The sequence below is a fragment of the Haloplanus ruber genome, from assembly GCF_024494725.1.
GTDB classification, from domain to species: domain Archaea; phylum Halobacteriota; class Halobacteria; order Halobacteriales; family Haloferacaceae; genus Haloplanus; species Haloplanus ruber.
Genome location: NZ_JANHDK010000005.1, coordinates 97,068 through 123,548 on the forward strand (window position 1 = coordinate 97,068; position 26,481 = coordinate 123,548).

The 26,481-nt window shown below is 68.3% G+C and carries 26 protein-coding genes; 9 read left to right on the forward strand and 17 right to left on the reverse strand.

Annotated elements, in window-relative coordinates:
- Positions 1-2: 2 nt before the first annotated feature.
- The 5 genes from NO878_RS15245 to NO878_RS15265 form a co-directional block, all read right to left on the reverse strand.
- Positions 3-2,327, reverse strand: coding sequence for an efflux RND transporter permease subunit (locus NO878_RS15245; RefSeq protein WP_256406827.1), 2,325 nt, complete (start codon positions 2,325-2,327; stop codon positions 3-5).
- A gap of 54 nt (positions 2,328-2,381) precedes the next feature.
- Positions 2,382-4,010 (reverse strand): COG1361 S-layer family protein, encoded by a 1,629-nt coding sequence (locus tag NO878_RS15250; protein ID WP_256406828.1) that lies wholly within the window; start codon positions 4,008-4,010, stop codon positions 2,382-2,384.
- Between the two features lie 125 nt (positions 4,011-4,135).
- Positions 4,136-5,197: a lamin tail domain-containing protein gene (locus tag NO878_RS15255; RefSeq protein ID WP_256406829.1), complete on the reverse strand. Its 1,062-nt coding sequence runs from the start codon at positions 5,195-5,197 to the stop codon at positions 4,136-4,138.
- Between the two features lie 51 nt (positions 5,198-5,248).
- The gene (locus NO878_RS15260; RefSeq protein WP_256406830.1) at positions 5,249-6,844 is read right to left on the reverse strand and encodes a DUF7827 domain-containing protein; all 1,596 of its coding nucleotides are present in this window, start codon (positions 6,842-6,844) and stop codon (positions 5,249-5,251) included.
- A 46-nt stretch (positions 6,845-6,890) separates the two neighbouring features.
- Entirely contained in the window at positions 6,891-7,496 is a 606-nt protein-coding gene (locus NO878_RS15265; RefSeq protein WP_256406831.1) for a hypothetical protein, read from the reverse strand.
- Between the two features lie 88 nt (positions 7,497-7,584).
- On the opposite strand from NO878_RS15265, the gene NO878_RS15270 reads away from it, so the two are divergent.
- Both NO878_RS15270 and msrB read left to right on the forward strand, forming a co-directional pair.
- Positions 7,585-8,262, forward strand: a complete 678-nt coding sequence (locus NO878_RS15270) for an HAD family hydrolase (protein ID WP_256406832.1) — start codon at positions 7,585-7,587, stop codon at positions 8,260-8,262.
- 62 nt (positions 8,263-8,324) lie between these two features.
- Positions 8,325-8,720: a peptide-methionine (R)-S-oxide reductase MsrB gene (msrB, locus tag NO878_RS15275; protein WP_256406833.1), complete on the forward strand. Its 396-nt coding sequence runs from the start codon at positions 8,325-8,327 to the stop codon at positions 8,718-8,720.
- On the opposite strand, the gene NO878_RS15280 is transcribed toward msrB, so the two are convergent.
- From NO878_RS15280 to NO878_RS15310, 7 genes are read right to left on the reverse strand one after another with little or no spacing between them, the layout of a single operon-like run.
- Entirely contained in the window at positions 8,717-9,151 is a 435-nt protein-coding gene (locus tag NO878_RS15280) for a universal stress protein (protein ID WP_256406834.1), read from the reverse strand. The two genes, msrB and NO878_RS15280, sit on opposite strands and share 4 nt — an antisense overlap.
- 52 nt (positions 9,152-9,203) lie before the next feature.
- Positions 9,204-9,452: a DUF7385 family protein gene (locus NO878_RS15285; protein WP_256406835.1), complete on the reverse strand. Its 249-nt coding sequence runs from the start codon at positions 9,450-9,452 to the stop codon at positions 9,204-9,206.
- A gap of 43 nt (positions 9,453-9,495) precedes the next feature.
- Complete coding sequence (locus NO878_RS15290; RefSeq protein ID WP_256406836.1) at positions 9,496-10,209, reverse strand: fumarylacetoacetate hydrolase family protein; 714 nt, start codon at positions 10,207-10,209, stop codon at positions 9,496-9,498.
- 38 nt (positions 10,210-10,247) lie between these two features.
- The gene (locus NO878_RS15295; RefSeq protein ID WP_256406837.1) at positions 10,248-10,859 is read right to left on the reverse strand and encodes a translation initiation factor IF-2 subunit beta; all 612 of its coding nucleotides are present in this window, start codon (positions 10,857-10,859) and stop codon (positions 10,248-10,250) included.
- A 46-nt stretch (positions 10,860-10,905) separates the two neighbouring features.
- Positions 10,906-12,027, reverse strand: coding sequence for a LeuA family protein (locus tag NO878_RS15300; protein ID WP_256406838.1), 1,122 nt, complete (start codon positions 12,025-12,027; stop codon positions 10,906-10,908).
- Complete coding sequence (locus NO878_RS15305; RefSeq protein WP_256406839.1) at positions 12,027-13,304, reverse strand: CaiB/BaiF CoA transferase family protein; 1,278 nt, start codon at positions 13,302-13,304, stop codon at positions 12,027-12,029. The genes NO878_RS15300 and NO878_RS15305 overlap by 1 nt, the downstream gene beginning before the upstream one ends.
- A gap of 48 nt (positions 13,305-13,352) precedes the next feature.
- Positions 13,353-13,862 (reverse strand): hypothetical protein, encoded by a 510-nt coding sequence (locus NO878_RS15310; protein ID WP_256406840.1) that lies wholly within the window; start codon positions 13,860-13,862, stop codon positions 13,353-13,355.
- 76 nt (positions 13,863-13,938) lie between these two features.
- Here NO878_RS15310 and NO878_RS15315 point away from each other — a divergent pair, with 76 nt between their 5' ends.
- On the forward strand, positions 13,939-15,099 hold the full coding sequence (locus NO878_RS15315; protein ID WP_256406841.1) for a lycopene cyclase domain-containing protein: 1,161 nt from the start codon (positions 13,939-13,941) through the stop codon (positions 15,097-15,099).
- 83 nt (positions 15,100-15,182) lie between these two features.
- Positions 15,183-17,057 carry a sensor histidine kinase gene (locus tag NO878_RS15320; protein ID WP_256406842.1) on the forward strand — a complete coding sequence of 625 codons (1,875 nt, stop codon included), beginning with the start codon at positions 15,183-15,185 and terminating at the stop codon, positions 17,055-17,057.
- Positions 17,058-17,110: 53 nt separating this feature from the next.
- Here the strand turns inward: NO878_RS15320 and ilvD are convergent, their stop codons facing one another.
- Positions 17,111-18,856: a dihydroxy-acid dehydratase gene (gene ilvD / locus NO878_RS15325; RefSeq protein ID WP_256406843.1), complete on the reverse strand. Its 1,746-nt coding sequence runs from the start codon at positions 18,854-18,856 to the stop codon at positions 17,111-17,113.
- Between the two features lie 51 nt (positions 18,857-18,907).
- The gene (locus NO878_RS15330) at positions 18,908-19,453 is read right to left on the reverse strand and encodes a MogA/MoaB family molybdenum cofactor biosynthesis protein (RefSeq protein WP_256406844.1); all 546 of its coding nucleotides are present in this window, start codon (positions 19,451-19,453) and stop codon (positions 18,908-18,910) included.
- A 99-nt stretch (positions 19,454-19,552) separates the two neighbouring features.
- Between NO878_RS15330 and NO878_RS15335 the strand changes: the two genes are divergently transcribed.
- The 5 genes from NO878_RS15335 (at position 19,553) to NO878_RS15355 (ending at position 21,653) form a co-directional block, all read left to right on the forward strand.
- Positions 19,553-19,708, forward strand: a complete 156-nt coding sequence (locus NO878_RS15335) for a hypothetical protein (RefSeq protein WP_256406845.1) — start codon at positions 19,553-19,555, stop codon at positions 19,706-19,708.
- Between the two features lie 86 nt (positions 19,709-19,794).
- Positions 19,795-19,947, forward strand: coding sequence for a hypothetical protein (locus tag NO878_RS15340; RefSeq protein ID WP_256406846.1), 153 nt, complete (start codon positions 19,795-19,797; stop codon positions 19,945-19,947).
- Complete coding sequence (locus NO878_RS15345; protein ID WP_256406847.1) at positions 19,944-20,219, forward strand: DUF7977 family protein; 276 nt, start codon at positions 19,944-19,946, stop codon at positions 20,217-20,219. Before NO878_RS15340 ends, NO878_RS15345 begins: the two co-directional genes overlap by 4 nt.
- 68 nt (positions 20,220-20,287) lie before the next feature.
- On the forward strand, positions 20,288-20,644 hold the full coding sequence (locus NO878_RS15350; RefSeq protein ID WP_256406848.1) for a DUF5802 family protein: 357 nt from the start codon (positions 20,288-20,290) through the stop codon (positions 20,642-20,644).
- 49 nt (positions 20,645-20,693) lie between these two features.
- On the forward strand, positions 20,694-21,653 hold the full coding sequence (locus tag NO878_RS15355; protein WP_256406849.1) for a Vms1/Ankzf1 family peptidyl-tRNA hydrolase: 960 nt from the start codon (positions 20,694-20,696) through the stop codon (positions 21,651-21,653).
- Here the strand turns inward: NO878_RS15355 and NO878_RS15360 are convergent.
- Genes NO878_RS15360 through NO878_RS15375 form a run of 3 tightly spaced genes read right to left on the reverse strand, consistent with a single transcriptional unit; the run spans position 21,628 to position 26,481 of the window.
- Positions 21,628-23,721, reverse strand: a complete 2,094-nt coding sequence (locus NO878_RS15360) for a DUF7846 domain-containing protein (RefSeq protein WP_256406850.1) — start codon at positions 23,719-23,721, stop codon at positions 21,628-21,630. The two genes, NO878_RS15355 and NO878_RS15360, sit on opposite strands and share 26 nt — an antisense overlap.
- Positions 23,718-24,851 (reverse strand): ABC transporter ATP-binding protein, encoded by a 1,134-nt coding sequence (locus NO878_RS17345; RefSeq protein ID WP_379823359.1) that lies wholly within the window; start codon positions 24,849-24,851, stop codon positions 23,718-23,720. Before NO878_RS17345 ends, NO878_RS15360 begins: the two co-directional genes overlap by 4 nt.
- The gene (locus tag NO878_RS15375; protein ID WP_256406851.1) at positions 24,844-26,481 is read right to left on the reverse strand and encodes an ABC transporter permease; all 1,638 of its coding nucleotides are present in this window, start codon (positions 26,479-26,481) and stop codon (positions 24,844-24,846) included. The genes NO878_RS17345 and NO878_RS15375 overlap by 8 nt, the downstream gene beginning before the upstream one ends.

Here is a 26,481-nt window from a genome sequence, read left to right on the forward strand (position 1 = left end):
AGTTAGGCGTTCCCCTGCGGTTCGGGATCGCCCTGTCGGCCGCTAAGCAGGGGCGAGACCCGTTCCGCGAGGCCGTCGAGGACGATCAGCGTTGGCGGGAGCGTCGCCAGCGCGGCCAACAGCGTCAGGAAGATGACGCCGACGGTCAGGTAGCCGAAGTCCGCGAGGATCGGGAACGGCGAGAGCGTCAGCGCCGAGAACCCGAACACGGTCGTCATCCCCGAGACGGAGATTGCCTTGCCGACGCGGGTGGCGGCCGTCTCGACGGCGTCGAGTTTGCTCACGCCCGCCTGGGCCTTCTCCTCGTAGTACCGCTCCATCACGATGATGGTGTACTCCGCGCCGATGCCGACAGTCATGGCACCGAGCGAGGCACCCAGCGGCGAGACGGGGATGTTGAGCGCCGCCATATAGAGGTTCTGCCACCCGATGACGAACAGCATCGGCACCAGCGGCGCGACGGCCTTGACGAGGTTCCGGTAGTACACCAGTAGGAGGCCGAAGACGAACAGGACGCCAAGCCCCGTCGTCACGTTTCGGCTCTCGATCTGCTCGACTACCGACGGCGGCGAGACGACTGCCGTCCCCGTAAGCGTCGGCTCGACACCCGGTGGCGGATTGCTGAACCGGATCGACTTCTCCACGTTCGAGATGAACGAGAGCGTCTGATCGGTCGACATATCCTGGGCACCGATGACCGTGATGTGAGCCACACCGTCGTTGTAATACTGGGCGCGCTCGCGTTCGGGTACGTCCGCGAGGACCCCCTCGACGGCTGCCTGTGTCTCCGGAATCTCGCCGCCGTTATATTGCGCGACGAGTGTCGCCGGCGAGTCGACCCCTTCGACCAGTGGCGTGTCGTCGGCCACCTGTTCGAAGCGTTGCATCCACTGTAACACCGCCGGGTGTGTCAGATCACTCCCGGTGACGACGATGTCGTACTGCACGGCACTCCCCCCGCCGGTTTGGGAGCGGAACTGCTGGAGATCGACGTACGCCGGCAGGTCCTGTGGGACGAACTCCTCGGTGTCGGCGAGCGTGTCGAGTTGCTGGCCCGCCTGAAAGCCCGCCCCCATCAACAGCAACGCGGTGAGCAAGACGATCCCTGGGTTGGCGGCGAGCGCTCGGGAGCCACGCCCGAGCGTCCGGCCGACGACGCCGATCCGATCGGAGTCTGCCGAATCCGTTCGCTCCTCGTCGCCGGCGTCGGGAGCGTCGCCGTCGTCAGCTTCCTCGGCCACGTTGTCGGCGTCGAAGTCGTGGTGATCGAGTTCGCCGACGCCGCGCCGACGGAACCGCGCGTACAGCGTCAGGATGGGGAGCAAGATCAGAATGCCCGCGAGGAAGGTGAGCAGGACTCCAAAGATCGATGTCTGGGCAAACCAGACGAACGCGGGCGATCCGATGGTCGAGATCCAGGTCGCCCCGAACCCGAGGGCGGCGGCGAGCATCGCGATGAACACCGGCGGGCCGATACCGGACAGCGCCTGCGGCAGCGCCTCGCGTGGCGGCGCCGATTCCAGTTCCTCCTCGTAGCGCTCGTGGAACTGCACGGAGTAGTCGATGCCGAGACCGATCAGGATGGGGAACACGGAACTCGTCAGCGTCGAGTTGGGGACGCCCGCGTACCCGATAGCGCCGAAGGTGTAGATCACCCCCGTAAACACCGCGACGATGGGGAGCAGTCGCAGTCGCACGCCCCGGAAGAGGAAAAAGAGGGCGACGATCATCAGCCCCACCGCGAGACCGAGCAACTGGTTCGTGCTCTGGCCGATGAGCTCCGACAGCTGTGCCGAGAAGGCCGCGGAGCCGGTGATGATCACGTCGACGCCGGCGGGGAAGCGTGCCCACTCTTGGGCCGACAGTGCCTCCGTGTAGATGGGTCGCTCCTCGGGCTGTGTCAGTCCCGGTTCGAACACGACCCGCACGAACGTGATGTCGGGTCCGCCGAGAACGCGTTCGATCTTCGCCTTCGAGTCGGGGATACGGCCGTACTCCGCTCTGACCCGGTCTGCCGGGCTCGCGACGTAGGCAACGTCGTTCACGTTCGACATCCGGTCGTCGAATCTGGCGACGGCTCTGAGCGTCGCCGGATCGGTCGTTTCGCCGCGGAGGAGGACCGAGATCGACCCCCGGTCGAACGCGTCGTTGAACGTCTTCAGCGTCGGATTATCGCCGGTGAACGCCTGATCGCCCGTGACGCTCGTGATCTGTGCTGCCCCCCCGAGCGCGGCAAACAGCAACACGGCCGCGATCAGGAGCGTGGCGACCGGGTGGGCCTGGATCTCCTTCCCGATCCGACGGAACACCGACCGCAGCGCGTGCATCTCAGCGCACCTCCGGGGACCGACAGTCGTCACCGCTCGCTGCCGCGACTGCGATCATCGGCGTCGGTACCACACGCCGCCGCCGATCACGACGAGCAGGATCACGCCCGCGGCGATGGGGAGGACCGGCGGGCCGCCGGACGGCTCCTCGACGCCAACGCCGATGGACATGCCGTCGGTGAACTCGGTGTCGCCGTCCGGTTCGTCGTATCGCACCTCAATCGACGCGTCGTACTGCTTGGGCAGAGCGTCGCCCGTTGCGCTGATCCGGAACGTAGCTGTGGCCGTGTCACCCGACTGCATCGTCCCGAGGAAGGCCCCGTCGTCGGACGTCGAAAGCGGATCGCTCGTGAACAGCTTGGCGTTGACCGCCGAAATCGGGTCGTCGCCGACGTAGCGCACGTCCGCGCTGAGGCGCGCCGTCCCGCCGGGAGTCACCGACGTGTCGACGTTCGTCACCTCGAACCGGTCGAGTTCGGGCTCGATGACCAGCGTCTTTCGCAGCGGGTTCGACGCCGTCCGCACGTCACCGTCGGCGTTCTCGTACTCCACCTCAAAGGCGAAGGAGTTCGAACCGGGTTCGGCCTCGTCGGGGATGGCCGCCGTGAAGTTCACCGGCGCGGACTCGTCGGGTTCAAGCGTTCCGACCGCCGCCTCGCCGTTCGTCGGCACTGCGGCACCCTGTCCACGCATCCTGACGACGACGTTCCGCGCGACACCCGGTCCCGTGTTGACGACTCGCCCCGTGATGCGCGCTTCGGACTCGTCAACCCGGAAGTTCTGTGTCTCCAATCCCTCCATCGCGAAGGTGCGTTTGTGCCGGACCTGCACCCCGGCCGTCAGCGTGTCCGACTCTCGACTGATGTCGCTCCTGTCACGATAGGCGACGACGGTGTCGACCGGGTAGTTCCCGGGCGAGAGGTCGTCTCGCGCGCCCACCTGGACCGACACGCTCTCCGTCTCGCCCGGCTCTAGGCTCTCGACGAACACGCCGTTTTCCGGCGACGGATTGGCTGGACTCCCGAAGTAAAGCCCCGAGGCTCGCGAGGCCAGCCGAACCGTCGCGTTCCGTGCGGTCTGTGTTCCGGTGTTTTTGATCTCGAACGCCAGCGTGCCCGTGTCGCCAGCGAACAGTTCGTTCGACCCCTCGGAGACGATGTCGAATGTCGACGTCTCCTCGATCCGGATCGTCAGATCGACCGTCCGCTCCTTGTTGAGCCAGACGTACTCCGTCTCGCTCGGTGCCGACGTCGACCCCTCGTAGATCACCGCGCGGGCGTGACGATAGGTGACGTCGACGGGAACGGTGTAGGTCCCCGGTTCGGCGTCTCCGATCTCTAGGTTGAAGCCGAACTCGGCGACGCCGCCCGGGCCGATGCTTCCGGTCGTCACCGTGCCCGACTTCACGTCTATCGGCGCGTTTATTTGCCCTTCCTGAACGTCCATCCGGACGCTCCGTGCCGTCTGGACCTGATCCTCGAAGCGGCCGACTCCCCCGTCCTCGATGTTCCCGTCGTTGGTGGCGACGACGGTGAGCTGCACCTCCTCGTTTGGCTGGAACGTATCGTCAGCGACGCTGTAACTCAGCTCCGGGTTTCCCGTGACGACGCTCGATGCGACGCCAGGGACCACCGGCGCGACCAACAGTAGACTGGCGACCGCTAAAATCGTAATCCGTCTCATGGTCGCACCTGCGGTCGGTCGATGATAACGATGACGATTGCAGAAACAAAACTCAAACAGGGTTGAACAAAAGGAAAGTGGTTTGGCGTTCGTGACTGCGTAGAGCGTCGCTCGTTGCCCTTCGCTCAGTAGGCGAATCTGACAACTCGGTCAGTGTCGCCGTCGACGAGTCGGAGCGTCTCGTTGTCGTTGTCGAGAACGGGGGTCGTCGCGCCCCAGTACAGGTGGCCCTCGCGGTTCCGCCCCGCGCCGACGTGGAGGACCACCCGCTCGCCCGGGCGGAGTTCTCGGCCGTCAAAGAAGAAATACCGGTGGCCGTCCCCGTCGACGAGATGCCAGTCCGAGAGGTCGACCGTCGTTCGGCCGGCGTTCTCGACGACGACGTACTCCTCGGTCAGCGAGGCGGCGTCGTCGCCGGGTGGGTTCGGGCGCACCGCGGCGATGCGGACGCCCGTGATGTTCGACTCCCGAAGTGGCCGGTCGTTGGTGACGACACCACACGACCAGACGCCTCGCGTCGCGCTCCGGGCGGCCCGCTCCGCGTCGGCGTATCGGCCATCGGTGGCCCGTGCGTAGCCACGCTCGACGACCCGTCGGTTGATCGACCGCCCGTCGGCGCGCAGAACCGCGGTGAGACCGGTCGGCCCCCGTTCGACGGCGGCGACGGTCACCGACTCACCCACGAGACCCGTCCGCAACGATAGCAGCCCCTGCCGCCCGTGGTCGGCGAGACACGTCCGCCCTCGGCTTCCAGTCACGACGCCGTCGAACCGCTCGGGGGCGGCACCGCCGACACCCGGCGCGTCGACGCCCGCGAGACGAACTGTCCGGCTGGTTCCGGACGCTGTCCGGTAGGTAAGCCGGTCGCCGGACGCAACGCTCACCACGGTGGCCGTCGTCGCCGTCGCGTTCGCGCTCGCCGCTGCCGTCAGCGGCTCCGCCGCCTGCCGTTCGACGGCCGGTGCCGGTCGCTCGCTCGCGTTCGTCGTCGCCTCCGCTCCGCCGTCGGCCGCCGGGGCGTCGGGGCCGGCGGGAACCGTCACCGCGAGCGCACCGCCGACCGCCAGCAGGGCGACACCCACGAGGAGTGCCCGCCGTCCGTCGATGGCGTCGATTCGGGCGATGGCGTACGCACTCACGACGAAGAGGAGTGCGAGGCCGAACGCGGCGCCGACGAGGGGGAGCATGGGAGTGAGACCGGCTGGTGCCAGGATAGCGACTGTCGGGAACCGACCGACTTAACGATTCGCCTCGGCTGTCGCCCGTCGCTCGCCTACGACCCGCCCGCCGTCGACGATCCGAACGGTAACCGACCGCCCCGCGGCGCTCTCCGGCAAATCGAACGTCGCTGCGAGGCGTCGGTCGGAACCGACGCGCGTGGCTCGCCGAAACAAGAACGCGTTCGACCCCGTGTCGCTCACCGTGACGACCACCTCGGTGGTGGGCGCAAGCGTCGTCTCGGCTCGGACGGTCGTTTCGCCCCCCGCGACGGGCGGGGTCTCGGGGGTTGGCGCCACGACCGTCGCCCGCCGTTCCGTGAGTTGTACGCTCGCACCTGTCGACTCCGTCTCGGCCGCCAGCGGACTCACGCCCCACCGGATCAGGCCGACGCCGTAGCGCTCGCCCGCGGCCAGCGCCGACGTGTTCAGGAGGGCGTACAGGCGGCCGTCCGCGTAATGATACGTCACGGCGGCGAGCGGATCGACGACCGTCCGGTTGCCCGTCGTGGTCACCCCGAGGTCGATCCCGTACCCCAGCGTCCCGCGGCCCGCCACCCCGTATACGACCGTTCCGTCGTGCTCGACGGCCCCGTCGACGGCGGCGTGGACCCCGTATCTCCCCGCCTCCGTCGGGTTCGTCGCCCGATACTGCACGAGCAACGTCTCGTTCGCGGCGAGGGTGGCGTCGGTCGACAGGTCGATCCGCAGGGTGTGTTCGGTCGACTCGACCGCCGCGACGGCGGATCGAAGATCCCTCTCGACGATTCCGTCGCCGTCACGGTCGATCCCCAGTCGGCGGACCTCGTCGGCATCGAGGTGACCGAGCCGTCGTGGCGTGCCGGCATCGTACTCGACGGTGACCGTCTCCGGTTCGACCATCCGGGTGGCCTCGATCCGAACGGTGTGTGTCGTCGTCGCGCCCGGCATACTGTCGGTCGGGTATACGAGGTTCCGCCCGGGTGGAGGGGTCGACGCGAGGACGCCCCCGAGGCCGCTGGCGTTGATCGACACGACGGCGTGGTCGCCGACGGCGACACGGCCCGTCGCGAATCGCTCCGTCTCCGGAACTGCGGCGGCGTCGCCGCCGAGACGGTCCCGCGGTGCGGTCGCCGTCGTCGCCGCTCCGACCCGGTTCGGTTCCACGACCAGCGTCGCCGACGTACTGTCGCTTCCCGCAACCGCAACGAGGTTGTACCGGCCCGCGGGCAACGACCCGTCGAGGCGGTCGGTGCGGCGTCTGACCGACGTGAGACGGTCGCCCGCTCCGACGGCGTACGCGACCGATTCGTCGGCCGTCCGGCCGGCTTGGAACGTGTTGACCGACACCGTCACCTGCCCGTCGTCGTTCGCGTCGGTGGCACGGACCCGCGTGTCGTACGCCCCATCGGGGGCCCGAACCATCAGCGTCAGCCGGTCACGGTCACCGATCCGCAACGAGAGACGCGCCACGTCGCCCCGCGGTTCCGTCGTCGATGCGTCGGCGAACGTCAAGCCGTCGGCGCTCTGTGCCGCCGCGCCACCGCCTCCGACGCCCGACGTGAGCAAGAGGCTCCCGACGACGAGTCCGACGACTGCCCGTCGGAGCGTCCGTCGCCGTCTCGACTGCCTCTCCATTGTGAACCGGTACCTTTCCCCAAATGAAGTATCTTGTGGAGGGTAGTCAGCGGTACCGAATCCGACGGACGGCGAGTTCGAGAGCGTACCGTTCGGTGTTCGTCCACCCTTCGTCCCGCTCGTCGCGTTCGAATCGGATGGTCTCGCGGACCCGGTCAGTCTCGTCTGTCTGGAGTCCCTCCCCGGACTCGTCGCTCTCCTCGTCGCCGTCGGACTCGTCCTGCGGGTCGAAGACGAACCGGTGGAAGTCCGTCGCGACGATCTGTGAGATGTCCTCGTGTTCGTACCGAACGTCGACCCGGAACTCGACGTCCCGAACCGTCCGGTCGCCGACGTTCTCTACGTCGAACCGGTAGTCCACGAACGCGAACGACTCCAGCTGACTCCGCCTGACGACGAGTTCCCGGTTTCGGACCTCGATGACGTCGTTCGGCAGTGGCGCAGCGGTGGGGGTGGCCGTCGCCGTCGTCTCGACCGTTTCGGTCGTCGTGGATGTCGGCTGCGGCGTCGCCATCTGTGTCGGTGTCCCGCCGCCGGGCGTGGCCGTCGTCGACTCCGGTTCGATGAATAGTCCCGAACAGCCAGCGAGTGACGACAGGAGTCCGATCCCGACGCCGAGAAGCGTCCGCCGTCCGACACGGTCGTCGACCATCGACGCTGATATGGTGGGCGAGGGGGATTAAACCCCGCGGCGTCCACGCCGGTGAAACGCTTTTCGCCGCCGACCCCTACGTCGTCGTATGGGTTACGAGGCGGTCCTGTTCGACAACGACGGCGTCCTCGTGGAACCGATCGGGCGCTCGGTCCTCCGACGGGCCACGTGGGAGGCCTTCGACGCCCTCGGCGTTTCCGACCCCGACCCGGACGACGTCGACCGACTCGCGGTCGGCGTCACGCCTGACCTCCTCGCGACGGTGTGCGAGCGGTACGACCTCGCCCCCGAACGCTTCTGGCGCGCCCGCGACTACCACTCCTCGCACGCCCAACGGGCGGCGCTCCGTGACGGCCGGGCGACGCTCTACGACGACTTCGACGCCGTCCGCGCCATCGACGCCCCCCGCGGCATCGTCAGTTCGAACCAGCAGGACACCGTCGAGTTCATGCACGACTTTTTCGCCACCCGCGACCTCTTCGGGACGGCCTATGGGCGCGCGCCGACCGTTCGTAGTCTGGCCCGCAAGAAGCCCGAACCCTACTACCTCCGACAGGCGCTTGCCGACCTCGACGTCGAGACGGCGCTGTTCGTCGGGGACAGCGAATCCGACGTGCTCGCGGCGCGGGCGGCCGGCCTCGACGCCGCCTTCGTCCGTCGTCCCCACCGCGCGTCGTACGAGCTGTCCGCCGAGCCGACCTACGAACTCGACGGCCTGACCGACCTACTCGACGTCGAGGGTGTCCCGACCCGACGCGAGGCCTGAGCGACGAACGGGCCGTCCGCCCGCGGCGCCGAGGCTATGTGTCTGGCTCCCCTACCACCTGTATGACCGACCCTGCGGACCTGTCCGACGCGGAGTGGCGTGAGCGCCTCGACGAAGACGCGTATCACGTGTTGCGCGAGCGCGGCACCGAACCCAAGTTCAGCGGCGACCACCTCGATCAGAAGGCGGACGGCACCTACGCCTGTGCGGGATGCGGGGCGACCCTGTTCGAGTCGGACACCAAGTTCGGCTCCGGCACCGGCTGGCCGAGTTTCTATGACGCCGTCGACGGCGCCGTCGAGCTAGAGACGGACTCCCGTCACGGAATGCAGCGGACCGAGGTGTTGTGTGCCCAGTGTGGCGGTCACCTCGGGCACGTCTTCGAGGACGGCCCCGACCCCACCGGCGAGCGCTACTGCATCAACTCCGTCGCGCTCGATTTCGACGCCGAGGATTAGTCCTGCTCGGCGATGTTGACGGTGAGCACCGGGGCGTCGGACATCGTCACGACCTTCTGTGAGACGCTGCCGAGCATGTTCCGCTCGTAGTCGGCGCCGTGGGTGCCCATCACGACGAGGTCGATGTCCGCTTCGTCGGCGTAGGCGAGCACCTCGTCGGCGGGGTTGCCCTTCCTGATATCCGCCCGGACCGCGAGACCGTCGCGCTCCAGTCGGTCCGTGACCGACGTGGTCGCCGTCTCGCCTTCCGCCCGGAGTTCGTCTTCCACGTTCGATTTCATCCCGTCCTGCAGCGTCAGGAACGAGCGGTCGTCGACCACGTATAGCACGTGTACCGTCGCGTCGCGTCGTCCCGCGATGTCGGCCGCGTGTTCGACCACCGCGTCCATCGACTCGCTCCCGTCCGTCGGGACCAGAATGTCCTCGTACATCGTCCGACCGCTTCTCTCCGTACACCTTCACGCTTTTCGGTTCCGCTCGCGCTCAGTGGGTCAACAAGAGTAGCTTTTCGCGCGTGCGAGCCAGACAGAACGGCGCGTCCGGCGGGTTGCCGAAGGTGACCCGGTCGTCCTCGGAGACGAACAGCCGCTCGAACGGCCGGCCACAGGCGGGGCAGCCGAGTCCCTCCCGGTTTTCGAGGTACATCGACGACCCGTCCTGTGTCTGGAGTTTCAGCCGCGACCGGTAGTCGTGGACGTCGAACCCGTCCGACAGGTCGAGACGTTCGGCCATGTGCTCTCAGCGGCCGCGGCGACGAAAGGCGTTACGGCCCCGGCTAGACGACCGTGTTCCGCAGCGTTCCGACGCCTTCGTAGGTGATCTCGACGGTGTCCCCACGCTCGATCAACCCCGGATTGGCCGGACTGCCGAAGGAGATCACGTCGCCCGGACGGAAGGTGTACCGCTCCGAGAGGAAGGCGACGATTTCCGGCGGCGAGAAGATCATCTCGTCGGTCGTCGCCGACTGCCGCTGCTCGCCCGAGATGACCGTCTCCATCGCCATCCCGTCGAGGTCGACGTCGGTCTCGATCCACGGCCCGAGCGGTGCCGACCCGTCGAAGGCCTTCCGAGCCGTCCGCCGATCCTGCTCGTAGGCGTCGAGGTCGTTCAGAATCGTATACCCTCGCAGGGCGTCGTCAACCTCGTCGACCGAGAGGTCGTGACACTGTTCGTCGATCACGGCCGCCAACTCGCCCGCGTAGGTGAACGAGTCCACCCAGTCGGGGTACGTAATCGGCTGTTCCGGCGGGTGGAGCGCGTGGGGTGGCTTGACGAACCAGTCCGGGCGGTCCGGGCGGTCGCCCTCACCCATCTGGTCGATCTTCGCGCCGAAGTTCCGGCCGGTACAGAAGAGCGCCGTCGGATCACAGGGCGCCATCAGGTGGGCGTCCTCGCCGAGAGTGTACGTGTCGCCGTCGGCGTGGACGACGCCGTCGTCGTACTCGCCGGTGAGCGTGCCGTGCGGGGTGGAGATACGCGCCAGTCGCATGGGCCGACGACGCCGTCCCTCGGGCTATGCGTTTCGATTCAGGCTAGCTGTGCGAACGCGAGCGTCCCGCTGATGTTGTCGATGTACGCCTCGACGACCTGCCCCTCCTGGGCGCCAGGGACGAAGATGGTGTACTTGCCGCGCTCGGCCACGCCGTCGCCCTTCCGACCCGTGCCCGTGATCTGGAGCTGGTAGGTCTGTCCCTCTTCCAGGGTGGGCTGGCCCGCGTCGGCGGTCTGTTTCGGCCGCTTGGCGACCGGCCGGAACGCACCACAGGCCGTACACCGGAGCATGTCGACGCCGTCCTCGCGGACGAGGTTGGTGTCCGGCAGGCCACACTCCGAGCAGGTGACGTACTCGGTGACGTAGGCGTCGACGGCGGCGTCGAACTCGTCGACGGTAAAGGAGCCGTTGTACCGCGCTCGGTCGCCGTCGAACTGACCGTTGGTCCCGAGTTCTCGCTGGATCGAGCGGTGGAGGTGTTCCGGCTCGCGGTCCAGCGCCGCCGCGATGTCGCCCAGATTCGTCAAGCGGGTGAAGGCGCCGTCGGTCTGCCCCTCCGGGTCCGGAACCTGCAGGCGGTCCCCCGCCTCGCGCGTTCGCTCCGGCAACGTGTCGTACGCCCGGTCGAGGGCAGTGTCGTAGTTCATAGACTCGAAAGGGTCCGGCGTCGTAAATCCGTTCCGTGAGCCGCGCTCACACGTCACGAAACGCCGTCTCGACGAGCGCCGCGGCCGCCGCGGCGTCCATCGGCCCGCGCTCGGCCAGCACCCCGAGCAGGCGGTCGATCCGCTCGTCGGTCGGGTCGATCCCCGCCCGGTCGAGAAGCGCGCGGGCGCTTCCGCGGCCGCTCCCCGGGCCGAAGACGAGGCGGCGTTCGCCGCCGAAGTCGGCCGGGTCAAACGGCTCGAAGGTGCCCGGATCGCGCAGCATCGCCGCGGTGTGAATGCCCGACTCGTGGGTCGTCACCGCCTCACCGAGGATCGGCGTCCGCGGATCGACCGACTCGCCGAGCGCGTCGAGCACCGTCTCGCAGACAGGCACAAGATCACTCCGGTCGACGGCGACGACGCTCTCGTCGCCGCCCGGGCCGTCGACGGCGTCCGCCACTACCACCCGCTCTAGTGCCGCGTTGCCCGCCCGCTCGCCAAGTGACGCGACGCTCACATCCGCCGTCGTCGCCCCCGCGGCCGCCGCCGCGAGCGTGTTCGCCGTCGCCACCCCGAGGTCGTCGTGGAAGTGGACGCCCAGACGGTCCCCGTCGACCCCCCGATCCCGGAGGTCGGCCACCAAGGCTCGCACCCGATCCGGCGTCCGTGCCCCGACCGTGTCCGCCACCGTGACCGTCGGCACCGACGGGAAGGCCTCGAAGGTCGTCGAGAGATGTTCGGGGTCGGTCCGGAAGCCGTCGACGAGCGTGAGGTGGACGCGCGCCCCGCCCTCGCGGGCGCGATCCAGCGCCTCGCCCGTCATCGACAGCGCCATCTCGCGGGACTCCCCGAGGACGTGCTCCAGTTGCCGGTCGGAGGTGGGAACGAATACCTCGATCACGTCGGCCTCGGCGTCGAGTGCGGCCTCCACGTCAGCGACCCGCGCACGGGCGATGCCGACGACGTCCGCTGCCACGTCGTCGTCGGCGGCGAGACGGCGGATCGCCGCCCGGTCCGTCTCGCCGACGGCGGGGAAGCCGGCCTGGACGGCGTCCACCCCGAGTCGGTCGAGCGCCCGCCCGGCGGCCACCCGGTCCTCGACGGCGTACGTCCGCCCGGGCATCTGTGCCCCTTCCCTGATCGTCACGTCGCGGAGCGCGACCGGCATCAGATCACGCCCGCGTCGCGGAGGCGGTCGAACTCCGACTCGTCGAGGCCGAGTTCGGACAGATACACCTCGTCGTTGTGCTGGCCGTGTCTCGGTCCGGCGTGGTCGACCGCGCCGGGCGTTCGGGTGAACCGCGGCACCGGCCCCGCGGTCTTCAGCGATCCGAGGTCCTCGTCTTCGACCTCGACGATATTGTCCCTGGCGGCGTACTGTTCGTCCGCGAAGATGTCGGCCATGTCGTAGACCGGGCCAACGATGGCGTCCGCGGCCTCCATCTCGGCGATGGCCGTCTCGGTCGACCGCTCTCGCGTCCACGCCTCGATCACCTCGTCGAGTTCGTCCGCGTGTTCGACACGCGCCTCGTTGTCGGCAAAGCGCGGGTCCTCGACCAGGTCCGGCCGCCCGACCGCCTCGGCCACGTTCTCGAAGATGGACTGCGCCGACGCCGACAGGGTCATGTAGCCGTCGGCCGTCTCGTAGACGTTCCGCGGCGCCGCACTCTCGTGGTGGTTGCCGATCCGCTCCCGGGTCTCTCCCAGGCGGTCGTACGCTTCCACCTCCGAGAGAAAGAGCCGAAAGAGCGGCTCGTAGAGGCTCATATCGATCACCTGCCCCTCGCCGCTGCCTCCCGACCGACCCACGTCGCGCTCGAAGACCGCGAACATGACCCCCTGGACGGCGACGTTCGCCGCGGTGAGGTCCGCGAGGCTGATCGGCGGCAACAGGGGTTTGCTGTCCGGAAAGCCGTTGACCTGTGCCCAGTTCGAGACGCCCTCTGCGACGGTGCCAAAGCCCGGCTTGTTCGATTTCGGCCCCGTCTGGCCGTACCCCGACTGCCGGACGACGATCAGCCCCGGGTTCTCCTCGTGCAGACGCTCGGGGCCCAGCCCCCACCGCTCCATCGTCCCCGGCCGGAAGTTCTCGAAGAGCACGTCCGCGTCGGCGATCAGGTCGAGCAGCAGGGCGCTTCCCTCCGCGGCGCTCAGATCCAGCGTCACACAGCGTTTGTTCCGGCCGATGGACTTCCACCAGAGTGACACGCCCCGCTCGTCGGTGGCGCGTTGCTCCCCGGTTTCGTCCGCGGAACCCTGTGCCTCACGCTCCGCGTACGGCGGCCACTCTCGAAGCGGGTCGCCCCCGTCGGGGTGTTCGACCTTGATCACGTCGGCGCCGAAGTCCGCGAGCTGTGTCGTGGCGAACCCGCCGGCGATCATGCCCGAGCAGTCGACCACCCGCAGCCCATCGAGCGGCCCCTGTCGTTCCCGTGCGGTCGTCATGCACACTCGGTGCTTCCCGGTCGGCATAAGCGATGCGCTCCCCACCGCTTACGGCCACCCGTCCCGGCGACCCCGCCGAACGCCGAGTTCGAGGCCACTGAGGAGCGCGAGACCGACCACCGCGGCTGGGACGACGGCGAGCGTCCAGAGCAAGAGGAGAAAGAAGGCGCCGGCCTCGCCCCCGACGCGGAGGAAGGTGTACGTACAGAACCAACTGATCCCGAACAGCCAGACGACCGGGGCCCACAATCCGCGACTCGTATGGAGATATAGCGGCAGGCCGCCTTGGACCGCGAGTGCGAGCGCCGCGCCGCCGAGGATCACGAACGCGACGAGCGGCGAGTCCCGCGGATCGACCGCGAACCGCCAGCTGAGGAGGCGAACTCCCGCCCACAGCAGCAGGAATCCACCACTGTACGCCGCCCCGCCGCGGAGTACGAGCGAGCGGGCATCCCGCGGCGACCGGCCGACGAGCGCCACGACGACGACGGCAACGGCCGTCGCTACCGCCGCCGTCGGGAGAGGGCCGCCGAGCGCGTGATGCGGGGTTCCGGCCACACGCCGTGTCGTCGCCGCCGCCACCTAAAACGTCGCGGCCGGCAGTATATGTGGGTGTGGTACATACCCACGCAGCATGGCTATCGCCCGACACGGCGCCGGCCCGCGAGCGGCCGTCGGCGCCGTCGCCTCACAGGTCCACCCCGTATTCATGGCCCCGCCACTTGCTGCCTCCGGATTCGGCGCCGTTCTCGGCGGCTTCGTCGCGCCTCGCCTCGCTATCCTCCACCTCGCCGTCGCCTTCACCGCGCTCTACACCGCTCACGTCAAGGACGGCCTCGTCGACTTCCACCGTCGTGACGAGGACGACGACCACCCACTCACCCGGCGTGGCTGTCACCTCGCCATCCTCGGGTCGAGTGCCGCCTTCTTCGTCGGCGTCGCCGCTCTCGGGACTCTCGTCGACCCCGTCGCAGCCGCCCTCGCCCTCCCCGGGTGGCTGGTGGCCGTCCTCCACGCCCCGCAACTCGACACCAACCCTCTCGGCGCGACTCTCGGGTACCCGGCTGGCATCGGCTTTGCCCTCCTCGGCGGCTACTACGTCCAGACCCGCGGCCTCTCGACGGCCGTCGTCGCTTTCGCCGCCGTCTTCGTCGTCGTCCTCGCTGGGATCAAGGTCGTCGACGACACCACCGACTACGCCTACGACCGTTCGGTCGATAAGCGGACGGTCGCGGTGGTCGTCGGCCGCGACCGGGCACGGGTCGTCGCCGGCCGACTCATGGGCGCGGGCATGATGGCCGTCCTCGCACTCGCCGCTACCGGCGTCGTCCCGCGAGGCTCCGCGCTCGCCGTCCTCCCGTTCGCCGTCGTCGCGCTGATCGCCCGGCGAGGCGACCCCAAGACCGCGACGATGTTGCTCGTGCGGGCGTCCTACCTCTTTTTTGCGCTTCTCGTTGTCGCCGTGTGGCTCCGACCGCTCGCCGGCCTCTCGGCGCCCGACCTCACCGTCCTCGGTCCCTACACCTACCTCGCCACGGAGCTACTGTGGGGGACCGTCGCCGTCGCGCTGGTGGTGCGGGCAAACGCGGTGCGGGCGGCCGCCCGAACCGTCGCCGTCCTCTACCCCTTCGCCTACGTCTGGGACTGGTACACCCTCACCGTCGGCGTCTTCGCGATTCCGATGCGGACGGGGATCGACCTGCTCGGTATCCCGCTGGAGGAACATCTGTTCATGCTGATCGTTCCGACGATGGTCGTCGGCGTTCACGAGACGCTACGCCACCTGTCCGACTAGTCGTGTGACGCCCTCGTCCGACGGCCGACGCCGATCCCCGAATATAAATCCCGGTGTGACGTAGTTTACGTAGAGAGAGCGTGATGTACGAAGATTCCGACGACGGGGAGATGCGAGCCTTCGAGGGCGCCTCGGGGGCTGTCTACGAGACGATTTTCCGCGAGATGCAGGATGCTGTCTTTCTGGTCGACGTCAAGCGGGTGGATGGCGACTACCGGTTTATTTTCCGACGGAACAACGCTTCGCACCGACAACGAACTGGGATTTCGGAGGACGAATTCCGCGGACAGTCCCCGAGGGAACTGCTCGGTGCGGAGGAGGGTGCGGCCGTCGCGGCGAACTATCGCCGCTGTGCCGAACGGGCGGAGACGATCGAGTACGAGGAGGCGCTCACCTTTCCGGGTGGGACGAGCCACTGGCAGACGAAACTGACGCCGATCATCGACGACGGCGAGGTCTCACAGATCGTCGGGGTCGCCCGGGATATCACGGAACGAAAGACCCACGAACGGGAACTCCAGCACATCCACAGCCAGTTCGAGACCGTCTTGGATACCATGTCCGCGGCCGTGTTCCTGAAAGACACCGACGGCCAATATCTCATGATGAACCAGGCGTGTCGCGAACTGTTCAACGCCGAAGATCGGGATATCGTCGGGCTTTCCGACTACGATCTCCTCCCTCCAGGGGTCGCCGAAGAGGCGAGAGCGGACGACCGACAGGTCATCGAGTCCGGTGAGGTAACCGAAATAGAGGAGACGGTCCCGACGGCCGTGGGGAACACCGTCCGGCTTACGCGAAAGTCCCCCGTCTACGAGGGCGACGAGATCACGGGGATCTGTGGCGTCTCGACCGACATCACCGAACAGAAGCGGCGTGAACAGGAGCTTCAACGCCTCACGGAGCGGTTGGAACTCGCCGTCGAGGGTGCGAACCTCGGCATCTGGGACTGGGACATGACCACCGACGAGGTGGAGTTCAACGAGCAGTGGGCCCGGATTCTCGGCCACTCGCTCGACGAAATCGAGCCTCGACTCGCGGCCTGGGAACAGCGCGTCCATCCCGACGACCTCGGCGGCGTCGAGGACACACTCGACAAACATCTGGCTGGCGAAACCGACCTCTACGACACGGAACACCGGATGAAAACCGCCGACGGACGCTGGAAGTGGATTCGCGATATCGGAAGGGTCGTCAATCGCGACGAGGACGGTGAGCCGCTGCGCGCCGTCGGCATCCACCTCGACATCGACGAGCGCAAGATGTACGAACAGACCCTCGAACGCCAGCGTGACAACCTCGAAGTGCTCAATCAGGTCGTGCGCCACGACGTCCGCAACGCCCTCCAACTCGTGATTGCCTACGGCGACGTGCTAGAGCATTACGTCGAGGACGACGGAGCCAAATATCTCCGACAGATCCTAGAGGCGGGCCGCGAGGCCGTCGACATCACCCAGACCGCCGGCGACGTCACCAAGGTGTTGCTCCGCTCGGAGGCCGACCGCACCCCGATGAATCTCCGCCCTCTCCTCAGAGAGCAGGTCGACGAGATCCGAACTAGCCACGAACGCGCCATCGTCACCGTCGACGGACCGATTCCGGACGTCGAGGTGCTGGCCGACGATATGCTCGCGTCGGTGTTTCGGAACCTGCTGAACAACGCCATCGTCCACAACGACAAGGAGCTTCCCGAAACCACCGTTTCGGTGAGCGTCGACGACGAGGCCGTCCGGGTCCACGTCGCGGACAACGGGCCGGGGGTTTCCGACGACCAGAAAGAGCAGATCTTCGAGGAGGGCGAGAAAGGCCTCGACAGCGAGGGAACTGGACTGGGACTCTACCTCGTCCGGACACTCGCCGAGCGCTACGGCGGTGTGGTCTGGGTCGAAGACAACGACCCCGAGGGGAGTGTCTTCACCGTGGAGCTACTCCGCGAGTCGTGGGCCGGCGATCAGTGACCGGTACCGTCCCGAACGTCGCGGTGGCCGCCACGCCGTGCCCGCCGCGGTAATCAGTCCTTCGCGCCCGGATCGGTTACCGCGCCGTTTGCCGCCGACCCGAACATCTGCCCGTATTTCGCCAGCACGCCGCCGGTGTAGTTCGGTTCGGGGTCGTACCCCTCCAGTCGCCCCTCGATTTCTGCGTCGCTGAGATCCACCGAGAGTTCGTGGTCGTCGACGTCGATAGTGATCACGTCGCCGTCTTCCAGTGCGGCGATTGGCCCGCCCACGAACGCCTCGGGGGCGACGTGGCCGATGGAGAAGCCACGGGTCGCGCCGGAGAAGCGGCCGTCGGTGAAGAGAGCCACGTCCTCGGCGTGACCTTGGCCGGCGACGGCGCTCGTGACGCCGAGCATCTCGCGCATCCCGGGCCCGCCGCGAGGCCCCTCGTTCCGGATGCCGATCACGTCCCCGGAGTCGACGTGACCCTCTTGGACGTACTCCATGGCGTTTTCCTCGTCGTCGAAGATCCGGACGGGGCCCTCGTGGTGGAGGTGGTCCTCGCCGGTGATCTTGATGACCGCCCCCTCGGGCGCGAGGTTGCCCGAGAGGATACGAATGGCGCCACGCTCGTGGATCGGGTCGTCGACCGTATGCAGGAAGTCGGCGTCCAGGTCGGCGACAGCGGGCGGATCGTAGCGGTCGAGCGCCTCAGCCATCGTCTCGCCCGTGACGGTGAGCGCGTCGCCGTGGAGCAGGTCGGCATCCAGGAGTTCACGCAGGACGACCGGGACGCCGCCGACCTCGTGAAGGTCGTTCATCACTCGCTCGCCCCCGGGCTGGAGGTTGGCGATCTTCGGCGTCCGCGCGCTGATGCGGTTGAAGTCCTCGATGTCGAGGTCGATACCAGCCTCGGCGGCCATCGCCAGCAGGTGGAGGACGGCGTTGGTCGACCCGCCGATAGCCACCTGGAGCGCGATGGCGTTCTCGAAGGACTCCCGCGAGAGGAAATCGGAGGGCTTGCGCCGTGAGTCGACGACGTCGACGACGAGTTCGCCGGTTTCACGCGCCACCTCGTAGCGGGACTCGTCCTCGGCGGGCGGTGAAGCCGACCCGAGCGGTGCGAAGCCGATGGCCTCGCTGATCGAGGCCATGGTGTTGGCGGTGAACATACCGCCACAGGACCCCGCACCGGGGCAGGCGTTCCGTTCGAGGTCGTCGAGTTCCTCGTCGGACATCTCGCCCTCGGCGACGGCGCCGACGCCCTCGAAGACGTTCTGGATGGTGACCTCGCGGCCGTCGTGTTCGCCGGGCATGATCGACCCACCGTAGAGGAACACGGAGGGCAGGTCGGTCCGGATCGAGGCCATCATCATCCCGGGCATATTCTTGTCACAGCCGCCGATGGTGACGAGGGCGTCCATGCGCTCGCCAAAGGAGACGAGTTCGACGGAGTCGGCGATGACCTCCCGGGAGATCAGCGAGGATTTCATCCCCTCGGTTCCCATCGAGATGGCATCGGAGATGGTGATCGTGCCGAACTCGATGGGCATGCCGCCTGCCTCGTCGATGCCTTCGATGGCCGACTCGGCCAGTTCGTCGAGGTGGACGTTACACGGCGTGATATCCGCCGCCGGATTGGGGACACCGATCATCGGCGACGAGAGGTCCTCGTCGTCGAACCCCATCGCGCGGAACATCGACCGATGGGGCGCGCGGTCCCGGCCCTCGGTAACGTCAGTACTCCGGAGGTCTGAGTCCTTGTCTCCGGCGTAGGGCTCCGACTCGGACTCTCGCTCTGGTTCCTGTTGACTCATGACCCGACTCTACTCGTCCGAGGGCTTAAAGCATGAGGCCTCGTGCGTGTCTCAGGTCTCACGCCCCGCCAATCCCGAGAGGTGGCCGGCCTCCGGCACGATAATCTCCTCGGCCCCGAGTCGCGCCGCGTTCTCGCTTCCCGGCAGACAGAAGACGGGCGTCCCCGCGACAACCCCTGCGACCGCCCGCGTCCCGACTACCTTCGTCCCGATTTCGTCGTACGAGAGCCGGCGAAAGAGTTCGCCAAAGCCCGGGAGCGTCTTCCCGAACAGGGGTTGGGCCGCCTCGGCGGTCACGTCGTCCGGCGTCACGCCCGTGCCGCCGGTGCTCACCACCGCGTCTACGTCGTCCCGTCCGGCGAGGTGCTTCAGCGTCGCCTGCACGCGGTCGTAGTCGTCCGGGATCAGCTCCCGGGTGGTGACCTCGTGGCCCGCGTCGGTGAACGCCGCTGCGATGGCGTCGCCCGCCGGGTCGTCGTCCAAGCCACGCGAGGAGGTGACGGTCACCACCGCGGCACCGAGGGTCTCGACGTCGTGGTGGTGGTGTTCGTGGTCGTGGTCGTCGCCACCGCCGTCGTGTCCGTGATCGTCAGCCATGAGCGTGGCTTCGGGAGCCGCCCACAAAAACCGTCCCCGAGAGGCGCGCGACATATTGGACGAGTAACCACTTTGCCGATGACGGTCGTACGCACGCGTATGGTCGACGCATCCAGCGGGACGGAGGTAACGTGTTTCAAGTGTGGGTTCGCGGCGCCCGCCGGGAGCGACGACTGGGACACCGCGACCCATCCGTCGCTCGGGACGCTCCAGCGGTGCCCCGACTGCGGGAGTACGGACACGACGAGCGGATAGGGAACGGGGACGCCGGCCGGTGGAGGCGGATACCCCGGTCTCGCCGGAACCACAGCGTTTTGTCGGTCGCGGTGGTTTTCACGGGTATGCACGCGGTCTATGTGGCCTACACCCTCGACGCGAGCGACTCCGACGTGGCGTCCGATCCGGTTGGCGGCCGGAACGCGCGACGCGGCGGCCGGGCGCCCTCGCGACCCCCGAGAGCACTGTGTAGCGGTCAGAGCGGGTCCCGACGGTGAGCGACGACGACCGCCCTGTTGTCGAACCCGGCGGGGACGTGTCGCGCACGAGCGACCCTCCGGACGGCGAGACGGACCTCGGATGGGTCGGGTGGGTACTCGTCGCGGCCGTCGTCCTCGCCGTTCTCGGGGTCCCCGGTGCCATCTACCTCTGGCCTGCCGGCGGGAGCGTCCTCGGCGCTCACTACCGCACGGCGATGCTCGTTCTCCCCATGGCGCCGGCCGTCCTCCTCGGCATCGTCGCCGTCTGGTCGATGAAGAATCGACGCTAAGAGCGGTTCGTAATAAATCCTCCCGACAAGAGTTATATCACGGGGTATGGTAACGTGTACCGAACCGTATGTTCGAAGAGTTCTCCGCCGGCTACTACCTCGGACGGTTGTACGTCCAGCCCCGCGACGGTGACCACGCCGTCATCCACCGGACGGACCACGAACGGATGAACGAACGCCTCTATTCGACGGGCGAGGGGGTCGAACGCCTCGATGCGCCGCTCGTGATGAAACTCGACGGGCGTCACTTCCCGGTGCTCGGCGAGGAGGGCGTCCCCTCCGGGACGCTCGGCCTGCCCCCGACCGTCACCGAGACGGACCTCCCCGACCGATGTGAGGTGTTCCTCGCCAAACCCGACCGCGCCGCCGAACTCCTCCGGTATTCGGGGTACGAGCCTGGTGGTGTCGCTGGCGAGGCCGTGTAGACGGGTCGCGGTCGCAGGGTAGAAGGCCCCCGCGCTCGCCTACCTATTCATGCTCGATTCGTTGCTCGGGCGGGCCGAACTGAAGGCGCGCATCGAGGAACTCGAAGAGGAAAAGCGCCACCTCGAACGTCGACTCGACGCCGAGAGCGACCGCCGAGCCGAGGCCGCAACCGCCCGTCAGGAAGCCGAACAGCGGGTCAATCGTCTCGAGGACCGCATCGCTGACCTGGAGGGCCGCCTCGACGCCGAACGCGACGACCGCGAGGCGTCGCTCACCCCGCGCGGCACCGAAGACCTGCGCGGCGACCGACGCGACGAGGTGCTTGCACGCCTCCGAAGCCTCTCGACGACGTCCGAAGGAGCGCTGACCGCGATGGTCGGCGCGGGCGGAGTCGGCGGGGCGAGCGCGGAGCGGGCACCGCCCGATAGCCTGGCGAACGACGCCGCCTCACCCCCCGACCGCGACGCCGTCGACGACGCCATCGGCGACCGGGCGGCGCTTCTCGACGACGTCGCACCCGCGCTCGTCTGTGTCGACGACGCCGGCCTCGTGAGCGTCGCTCTCGACCCACCGCTCGCGCCCGATCCCTTCGTCGAGTGGGGCGAGGGCTTCCGCCTCGACCCCGACTGGTTTCGCCCGCCCGACGGCCTCGCCGTCGCGCTAGTTCGCTCGGATCTGTTCGCCGTCGGCCGCTACGACGGTGGCTCGCTCGTCGACGTCGAGACGGTCGAGACGGACGTCAAGGGACGTCACTCGAAGGGTGGATTCTCGCAGGCCCGGTTCGAGCGGCGTCGCGAGGAGCAGGTCGACGGCCACCTCGACGACTGTCGTGCCGTCCTCGACGCGCGCGACCCGGATCGACTCGTGCTCCTCGGCGAGCGAACCGTCCTCGACGACCTGGACCGCGAACCCGTCGCCCGCGCCCCCGTCGACGCGAGCGGCGACCCCGAGACCGCCCTCGTGGACGCCGCGGACTCCTTTTTCACGACCCGGCTGACGCTGCTGTGAGCGCGGGATCGGCCGACGCCGTCGCGTTCGTCGCCCGGAGGTCGTGTTCGACGACGACGCCATCACGCGCCGCGTCGGGGATGTACGCCGCCTCGCCGCCACACCGGAGCGCCTGCCGACAGACCTCGACGTATGGCGTCAGAGCGCGGGTTCGGTCGCCCTCGGTCGCTGTCGGCACCTCGAGCCGGTAGCTGAACCCGTTGCCCGAACCGTAGTCGGCAAAGGCCGTCACCTGCAGGTCGTCACGGTCGTCGACCGGAACCGTCGCGTTCCCGTTGACGGGTGTCACGCCGCGGAGGCGGGCGCGGCCGTCGCCGACGACCAGCGACGGGGTGGCGAGTGTGGGCGTGCCGTTCGTGACGTAGTAGGCCTGCCCTGCCTCGGATTCGAGGCGGATGGAGACGCGTTCGACACCCGGTGGGACGCCGAGACGCAGGTCGAGGACGACCCGGTCGCCGGCGACGTGATCGACGGGCTGGATTCGTGGGCGAACCGTCTCCCCCGCCGTCGGGACCCACGTCCCGCGGTAGGTGTAGCGATACAGCGTCCGCCCGGGGTGGGCGTCGACGACGTCGAACTGGCGCTCCCGGAGCGCGTAGACCACGTCGCCGTCGAAGTCGGGATCGTTGCGTAGCGCTTGGAACGGGTGATTCATCCAGTCACCGTACGGCGTCGGGAGGAAGACGAGTCCCCCGTCTTCGATCCCGTTGACAGGCGCGTACGCGCTCCGATAGGTGTCGGTCACCTCGGCGTTGCGCTCGACGGGGCTGGCGAGTGCCGTCGCCGCCGGCATCGCGAACGCGAGGAGGCAGACGGCCGCGATAGCGATTCCGATCCGGCGTCGCCGGGCGCCCTCGGAGACTCGCGACGCCAGCGCCGCTCGGAGTCGCTCGCCGCCGCCGACGACCCCGTGGGCGGCGAAGGCGGCGGTCGGCACCAGCAGGTCGAAGTGGTAGTACGGCCCGAGGTGGGCCACCAGGCCGTCGTTGGCCTGGCCGAGGTCGCCGAGGACGTTCACGTTCCCCCAGAAGTAGACGTTGCCGGCGGCCACCGAGACGAACAGGCCGGCGAGGACGAGACGACGCGGGTCGGCCGACCGGTCGCGGGCCAGGCGGGCGAGGAGGCTACCGACGCCGACGGCCGCTAAGAGCGTCCCGACGGGGCCGGCGGCGACCCACTCGCCGAACAGGAGCGCGAGCACCCGGCCGTTGGCCCGAAGCGCGAGTTCGGGGGTGTACTCCCGTGAGTACGCGAGGATCTCACGCTGGCCGAAGCCGAGGCCGTCCCGCGGAGCGAACGCCTCGTAGGGAAACACTGTGGGATCGCCGGTCGTGAGGGCGTTGTACCCGAGCGCCGCACCGACCCCGACGAGGCCGAACGCCGCGGTCGTGGTCTGCCGAGCGACGCTGTCGTGGCCGAGGCCACGAAGCGTCCACAGCGCGTGGACGATTACGGGCGTCGCGAAGAGGACGGCCGTGTAGGGGCGGGCGAAGAAGGCACCACCCACGGCGAGGCCGGCGACGGCGGCGGCCCGGAGACTCCCGGTTCGCTGGGCGCGGAAGTACGCCACCGCGAACGCGAGGTTCAGGAGTGTCGTCGGCGCGTACGGCAGGAAGACCGCCGACTCGATCAGAAAGAGTGGCGAGACAAGCAGGAAGGCGGCTGCGAGCAGCCCCCGACGGCGGTCGAAGGCTTCGGTGACGAGCGTGTAGGTGAGCGCGAGGTTCCCCGCCGCAATCCCCGCGAGCGCGAGGCGGTAGCCGCCAAGGCGTTCGCCGATGGCGAACATCGCCGCCGGAACGGGGGCGTACTTCGCGTACAGTGCCCCGTCGGGCGCCCGGACGAAAAACCACGGGCGGTAGGCCTCCGCGACGGGCGGCCGCAGGAACACCTGGCCGTCGAGCAGCATCGCCGCCTGCTGGAGGTAGACGCCTTCGTCGTGGTTGAGGCTGTGGTACGGAAACAGACGCGTGGCGACCAGCAGAACGAGTAATCCGCCGCCGATGGCGAGGGCGGCGGCGAGCAGGCGGTAGGTTCGGGGACCGAGCCACGCCGTCTCTTCGGTCACTCCGCGGGATACCACGCCAGCGTGTGGTCGGCAACTAGGTCGACCGTGACCCGTTCGCCGAGTTCGTGCTCGGTCGAGTGGTTGTGCTCGCAGTGGACGACATCGCCCGTATCGAGTTCGACCCCGTACACGAACGAGGGGCCGGTGTACTGGCGGCCGACGAGCGTGCCGTTGCCGGTTCGCCGGTCGTCGTCACACGGCGTCGCCCGCAGGTCGTCCGGTCGGACGAGCACGTCGATCCGGGCGCCGTCGTAGTCCGCGGTCAACCCCTGGAGTAGATCCGCCGAGAGCGTTCCGAGACCGGTCTCGATGTTGTTCTCCGCGAGCCGGCCGGTGAGGAAACTCGCCTGTCCGAGGAAGTCGGCGACGAACCGAGACTTCGGGTGTTCGAACACCGCCTCGGGGCGGCCAACCTGCTCGATGTGGCCGTCGTTCATCACCGCCACCCGGTCGGAGATAGAGAGGGCTTCCTCTTGGTCGTGGGTGACGGAGACGGCGGTGACGTTCGTCTCCTTGATGATCCGGCGGACCTCCTCGCGCATCCGTTCGCGAAGGCGGATGTCGAGGTTGGCGAACGGCTCGTCGAGCAGGAGCACCTCGGGTTCGGGCGCCAGCGACCGGGCGAGTGCGACGCGCTGTCGTTGCCCACCCGAGAGGTTCTCCGGGGAGCGGTCCGCGAACGACGAGAGGCCGACCAGGTCCAGGAGGTCAGCCACCCGGCGTTCCCGCTCGTCGGCGTCCCAGTCGTCGAGGCCGAAGCCGACGTTCTCGGCGACGGTCAGATGCGGGAACAGGGCAAACTCCTGGAACACCATGCCCACGTCCCGCTGCTCGGGGGGGACGCCGTCGCCGTCGCTGGCGACCGTCTCGTCGTCGACGCCGACCCGTCCGCTCGTCGGCATCGTCAGGCCGGCGATCATGCGGAGCGTCGTCGTCTTGCCACACCCCGAGGGGCCGAGAAGCGTGAGGAGTTCGCCGTCACGGACCGTCAGGTCGATGTCGTCGACTGCCGCCTCGGCGCCGTAGCGCTTCGTCACGCCGTCGAGTGTCAGCATCGCCGACGCGTCTGGCGTCGATTCCGCCGTGTTCGTCGTCGTTCGACGAGGTATCTCTAGTGTGTCGTTAGGCATCGTCCCCCTCCTGTCGCAAGAGCAGAATCATCGAGAGCGCTGAGACGGCGACCAGTACCAGCGCCGGGAGCGCGGCTCGCCCGTAGTAGCCCGCTTCTTGCACACGCCAGATGTAGGTCACGAGGGTTGTAAAGCCCGTCGGATGGAGGATGAGCGTCGCCGGCAGTTCCTTCATCGTCGTCAGGAAGACAAGCGCGGCGCCCGCGACGAGTCCGGGGGCGATCAGCGGCAGGGTCACGCGCCGGAAGGCGCCCCGCGGTGTCTCCCCGAGGGTGCGGGCCGCGCCGAGCAGTTTCGCGTCCACCTGTATCACCGACGACCGGGTCGATCCGACCGCCTGGGGCAGAAAGCGGACGATGTACGCGAACACCAGCAAGGGGAGCGTCTGGTAGAGCCAGGGGAAGTAGTTCGCCCCCAGAAACACCAGTGCGAGCGCGAGGACGATTCCCGGTACGGCGTAGCCGACGTACGTCGACCGCTCCAGTAGTTGAGCGATCCGGGAGTCCGAACGCGCGGAGACGTAGGCGATGGGAAGCGCCGCGAGCACCGTCCCAACCGCGGCGAAGACGGACACGTAGACGGAGTTGATCGCGAAGTCCCACTGGAAGCCGATGCCGCCGGATGCGTAGCCGGGGCCGCTCCGCAGCAGCCACATGCCGAAGATGGCGACGGGAATCACGAGCGTCAGTCCGACGACGAGCGCACAGAACGCGAGCGCCGGGAGCTTCGCCCACCCGAGCGAGGCGACGGGTGAGTCCGTGCCGACGACGCCCCCACCGTATCCGTCGCCGCCGGCGTCGCCGAGCCGGGATTCGAGAAACAGCACTAGCGCGGTCACCGCCAGCAACTGGATCGAGAGCAGCGACGCGGTTCCGCGGCCGAAGTTGTTGTACTGGACGTAGATCACCCGCGTGAACGTATCGAAATGCATGATCGCGGGCGTCCCGAAGTCCGACAGCGCGTAGAAGGCAACGAGGAGAGCGCCGGCGGTCATCCCCGGCGCAATCTGTGGCAGGACGACGCGGCGGAACGCCGACCGGAAGCCGTGATTGAGCGTCTGTGCCGCCTCCAACTGCTCGGTGTCGAACGAGAGCAGGGACGCCCGGGTCGTCAGGAAGACGTAGGGGTAGACAAAGAGGCCGAGGACGAGCGTCGCACCCTGGAAGCCGTAGACGGTCGGAATCGTGACTCCGAGCGGCGACAGGAGTTCGGCGAGTTCGCCCCGTGGACCGAACGCCGAGACGAACGCGAACGCGCCGAGATAGCTCGGGACGACCAGTGGGAGCGACAGCGCCACGGTCCAGACCCGACGGAACGGCAGGTCGCTCAACACCGTCAGCACTGCCAGTGGCACGCCGAGCGCGACCGAGAGGCCGGTGACCGACGCCACGAGCGCGACGCTGTTGACGAACACGTCGAGCGTCGAGGGGGCAACGAGGATCGACAGCGCCTCCCGTGGACCGACCGCGGCCGCCCGGAGGAACAGCCACAGGAGCGGTGAGATGACCGTCACCGCGATCAGGACGGCCACCCCGGCGACGAGTCGGTTCGACCCGTCGCGTGTCGGCGAGCGGGCGGCCTCCCGGAGTCGGTCGACCGCCCGCCGGGTGCCGGTGTCCTCGCGACTCAT

What these genes read in the sequence shown, in the direction of transcription:
- NO878_RS15305 (WP_256406839.1), bottom strand. Translation starts at nt 13,304, where the DNA reads ATGACGACCGCACGGGAACGACAGGGGCCGCTCGATGGGCTGCGGGTG.
- NO878_RS15350 (WP_256406848.1), top strand. Translation starts at nt 20,288, where the DNA reads ATGTTCGAAGAGTTCTCCGCCGGCTACTACCTCGGACGGTTGTACGTC.
- NO878_RS15355 (WP_256406849.1), top strand. Translation starts at nt 20,694, where the DNA reads ATGCTCGATTCGTTGCTCGGGCGGGCCGAACTGAAGGCGCGCATCGAG.
- msrB (WP_256406833.1), top strand. Translation starts at nt 8,325, where the DNA reads ATGACCGACCCTGCGGACCTGTCCGACGCGGAGTGGCGTGAGCGCCTC.
- NO878_RS15255 (WP_256406829.1), bottom strand. Translation starts at nt 5,197, where the DNA reads ATGCTCCCCCTCGTCGGCGCCGCGTTCGGCCTCGCACTCCTCTTCGTC.
- NO878_RS17345 (WP_379823359.1), bottom strand. Translation starts at nt 24,851, where the DNA reads ATGCCTAACGACACACTAGAGATACCTCGTCGAACGACGACGAACACG.
- NO878_RS15300 (WP_256406838.1), bottom strand. Translation starts at nt 12,027, where the DNA reads ATGCCGGTCGCGCTCCGCGACGTGACGATCAGGGAAGGGGCACAGATG.
- NO878_RS15315 (WP_256406841.1), top strand. Translation starts at nt 13,939, where the DNA reads ATGGCTATCGCCCGACACGGCGCCGGCCCGCGAGCGGCCGTCGGCGCC.
- NO878_RS15320 (WP_256406842.1), top strand. Translation starts at nt 15,183, where the DNA reads ATGTACGAAGATTCCGACGACGGGGAGATGCGAGCCTTCGAGGGCGCC.
- ilvD (WP_256406843.1), bottom strand. Translation starts at nt 18,856, where the DNA reads ATGAGTCAACAGGAACCAGAGCGAGAGTCCGAGTCGGAGCCCTACGCC.
- NO878_RS15270 (WP_256406832.1), top strand. Translation starts at nt 7,585, where the DNA reads ATGGGTTACGAGGCGGTCCTGTTCGACAACGACGGCGTCCTCGTGGAA.
- NO878_RS15250 (WP_256406828.1), bottom strand. Translation starts at nt 4,010, where the DNA reads ATGAGACGGATTACGATTTTAGCGGTCGCCAGTCTACTGTTGGTCGCG.
- NO878_RS15340 (WP_256406846.1), top strand. Translation starts at nt 19,795, where the DNA reads ATGCACGCGGTCTATGTGGCCTACACCCTCGACGCGAGCGACTCCGAC.
- NO878_RS15375 (WP_256406851.1), bottom strand. Translation starts at nt 26,481, where the DNA reads ATGAGTCGCGAGGACACCGGCACCCGGCGGGCGGTCGACCGACTCCGG.
- NO878_RS15280 (WP_256406834.1), bottom strand. Translation starts at nt 9,151, where the DNA reads ATGTACGAGGACATTCTGGTCCCGACGGACGGGAGCGAGTCGATGGAC.
- NO878_RS15330 (WP_256406844.1), bottom strand. Translation starts at nt 19,453, where the DNA reads ATGGCTGACGATCACGGACACGACGGCGGTGGCGACGACCACGACCAC.
- NO878_RS15295 (WP_256406837.1), bottom strand. Translation starts at nt 10,859, where the DNA reads ATGAACTACGACACTGCCCTCGACCGGGCGTACGACACGTTGCCGGAG.
- NO878_RS15285 (WP_256406835.1), bottom strand. Translation starts at nt 9,452, where the DNA reads ATGGCCGAACGTCTCGACCTGTCGGACGGGTTCGACGTCCACGACTAC.
- NO878_RS15260 (WP_256406830.1), bottom strand. Translation starts at nt 6,844, where the DNA reads ATGGAGAGGCAGTCGAGACGGCGACGGACGCTCCGACGGGCAGTCGTC.
- NO878_RS15265 (WP_256406831.1), bottom strand. Translation starts at nt 7,496, where the DNA reads ATGGTCGACGACCGTGTCGGACGGCGGACGCTTCTCGGCGTCGGGATC.
- NO878_RS15245 (WP_256406827.1), bottom strand. Translation starts at nt 2,327, where the DNA reads ATGCACGCGCTGCGGTCGGTGTTCCGTCGGATCGGGAAGGAGATCCAG.
- NO878_RS15335 (WP_256406845.1), top strand. Translation starts at nt 19,553, where the DNA reads ATGGTCGACGCATCCAGCGGGACGGAGGTAACGTGTTTCAAGTGTGGG.
- NO878_RS15290 (WP_256406836.1), bottom strand. Translation starts at nt 10,209, where the DNA reads ATGCGACTGGCGCGTATCTCCACCCCGCACGGCACGCTCACCGGCGAG.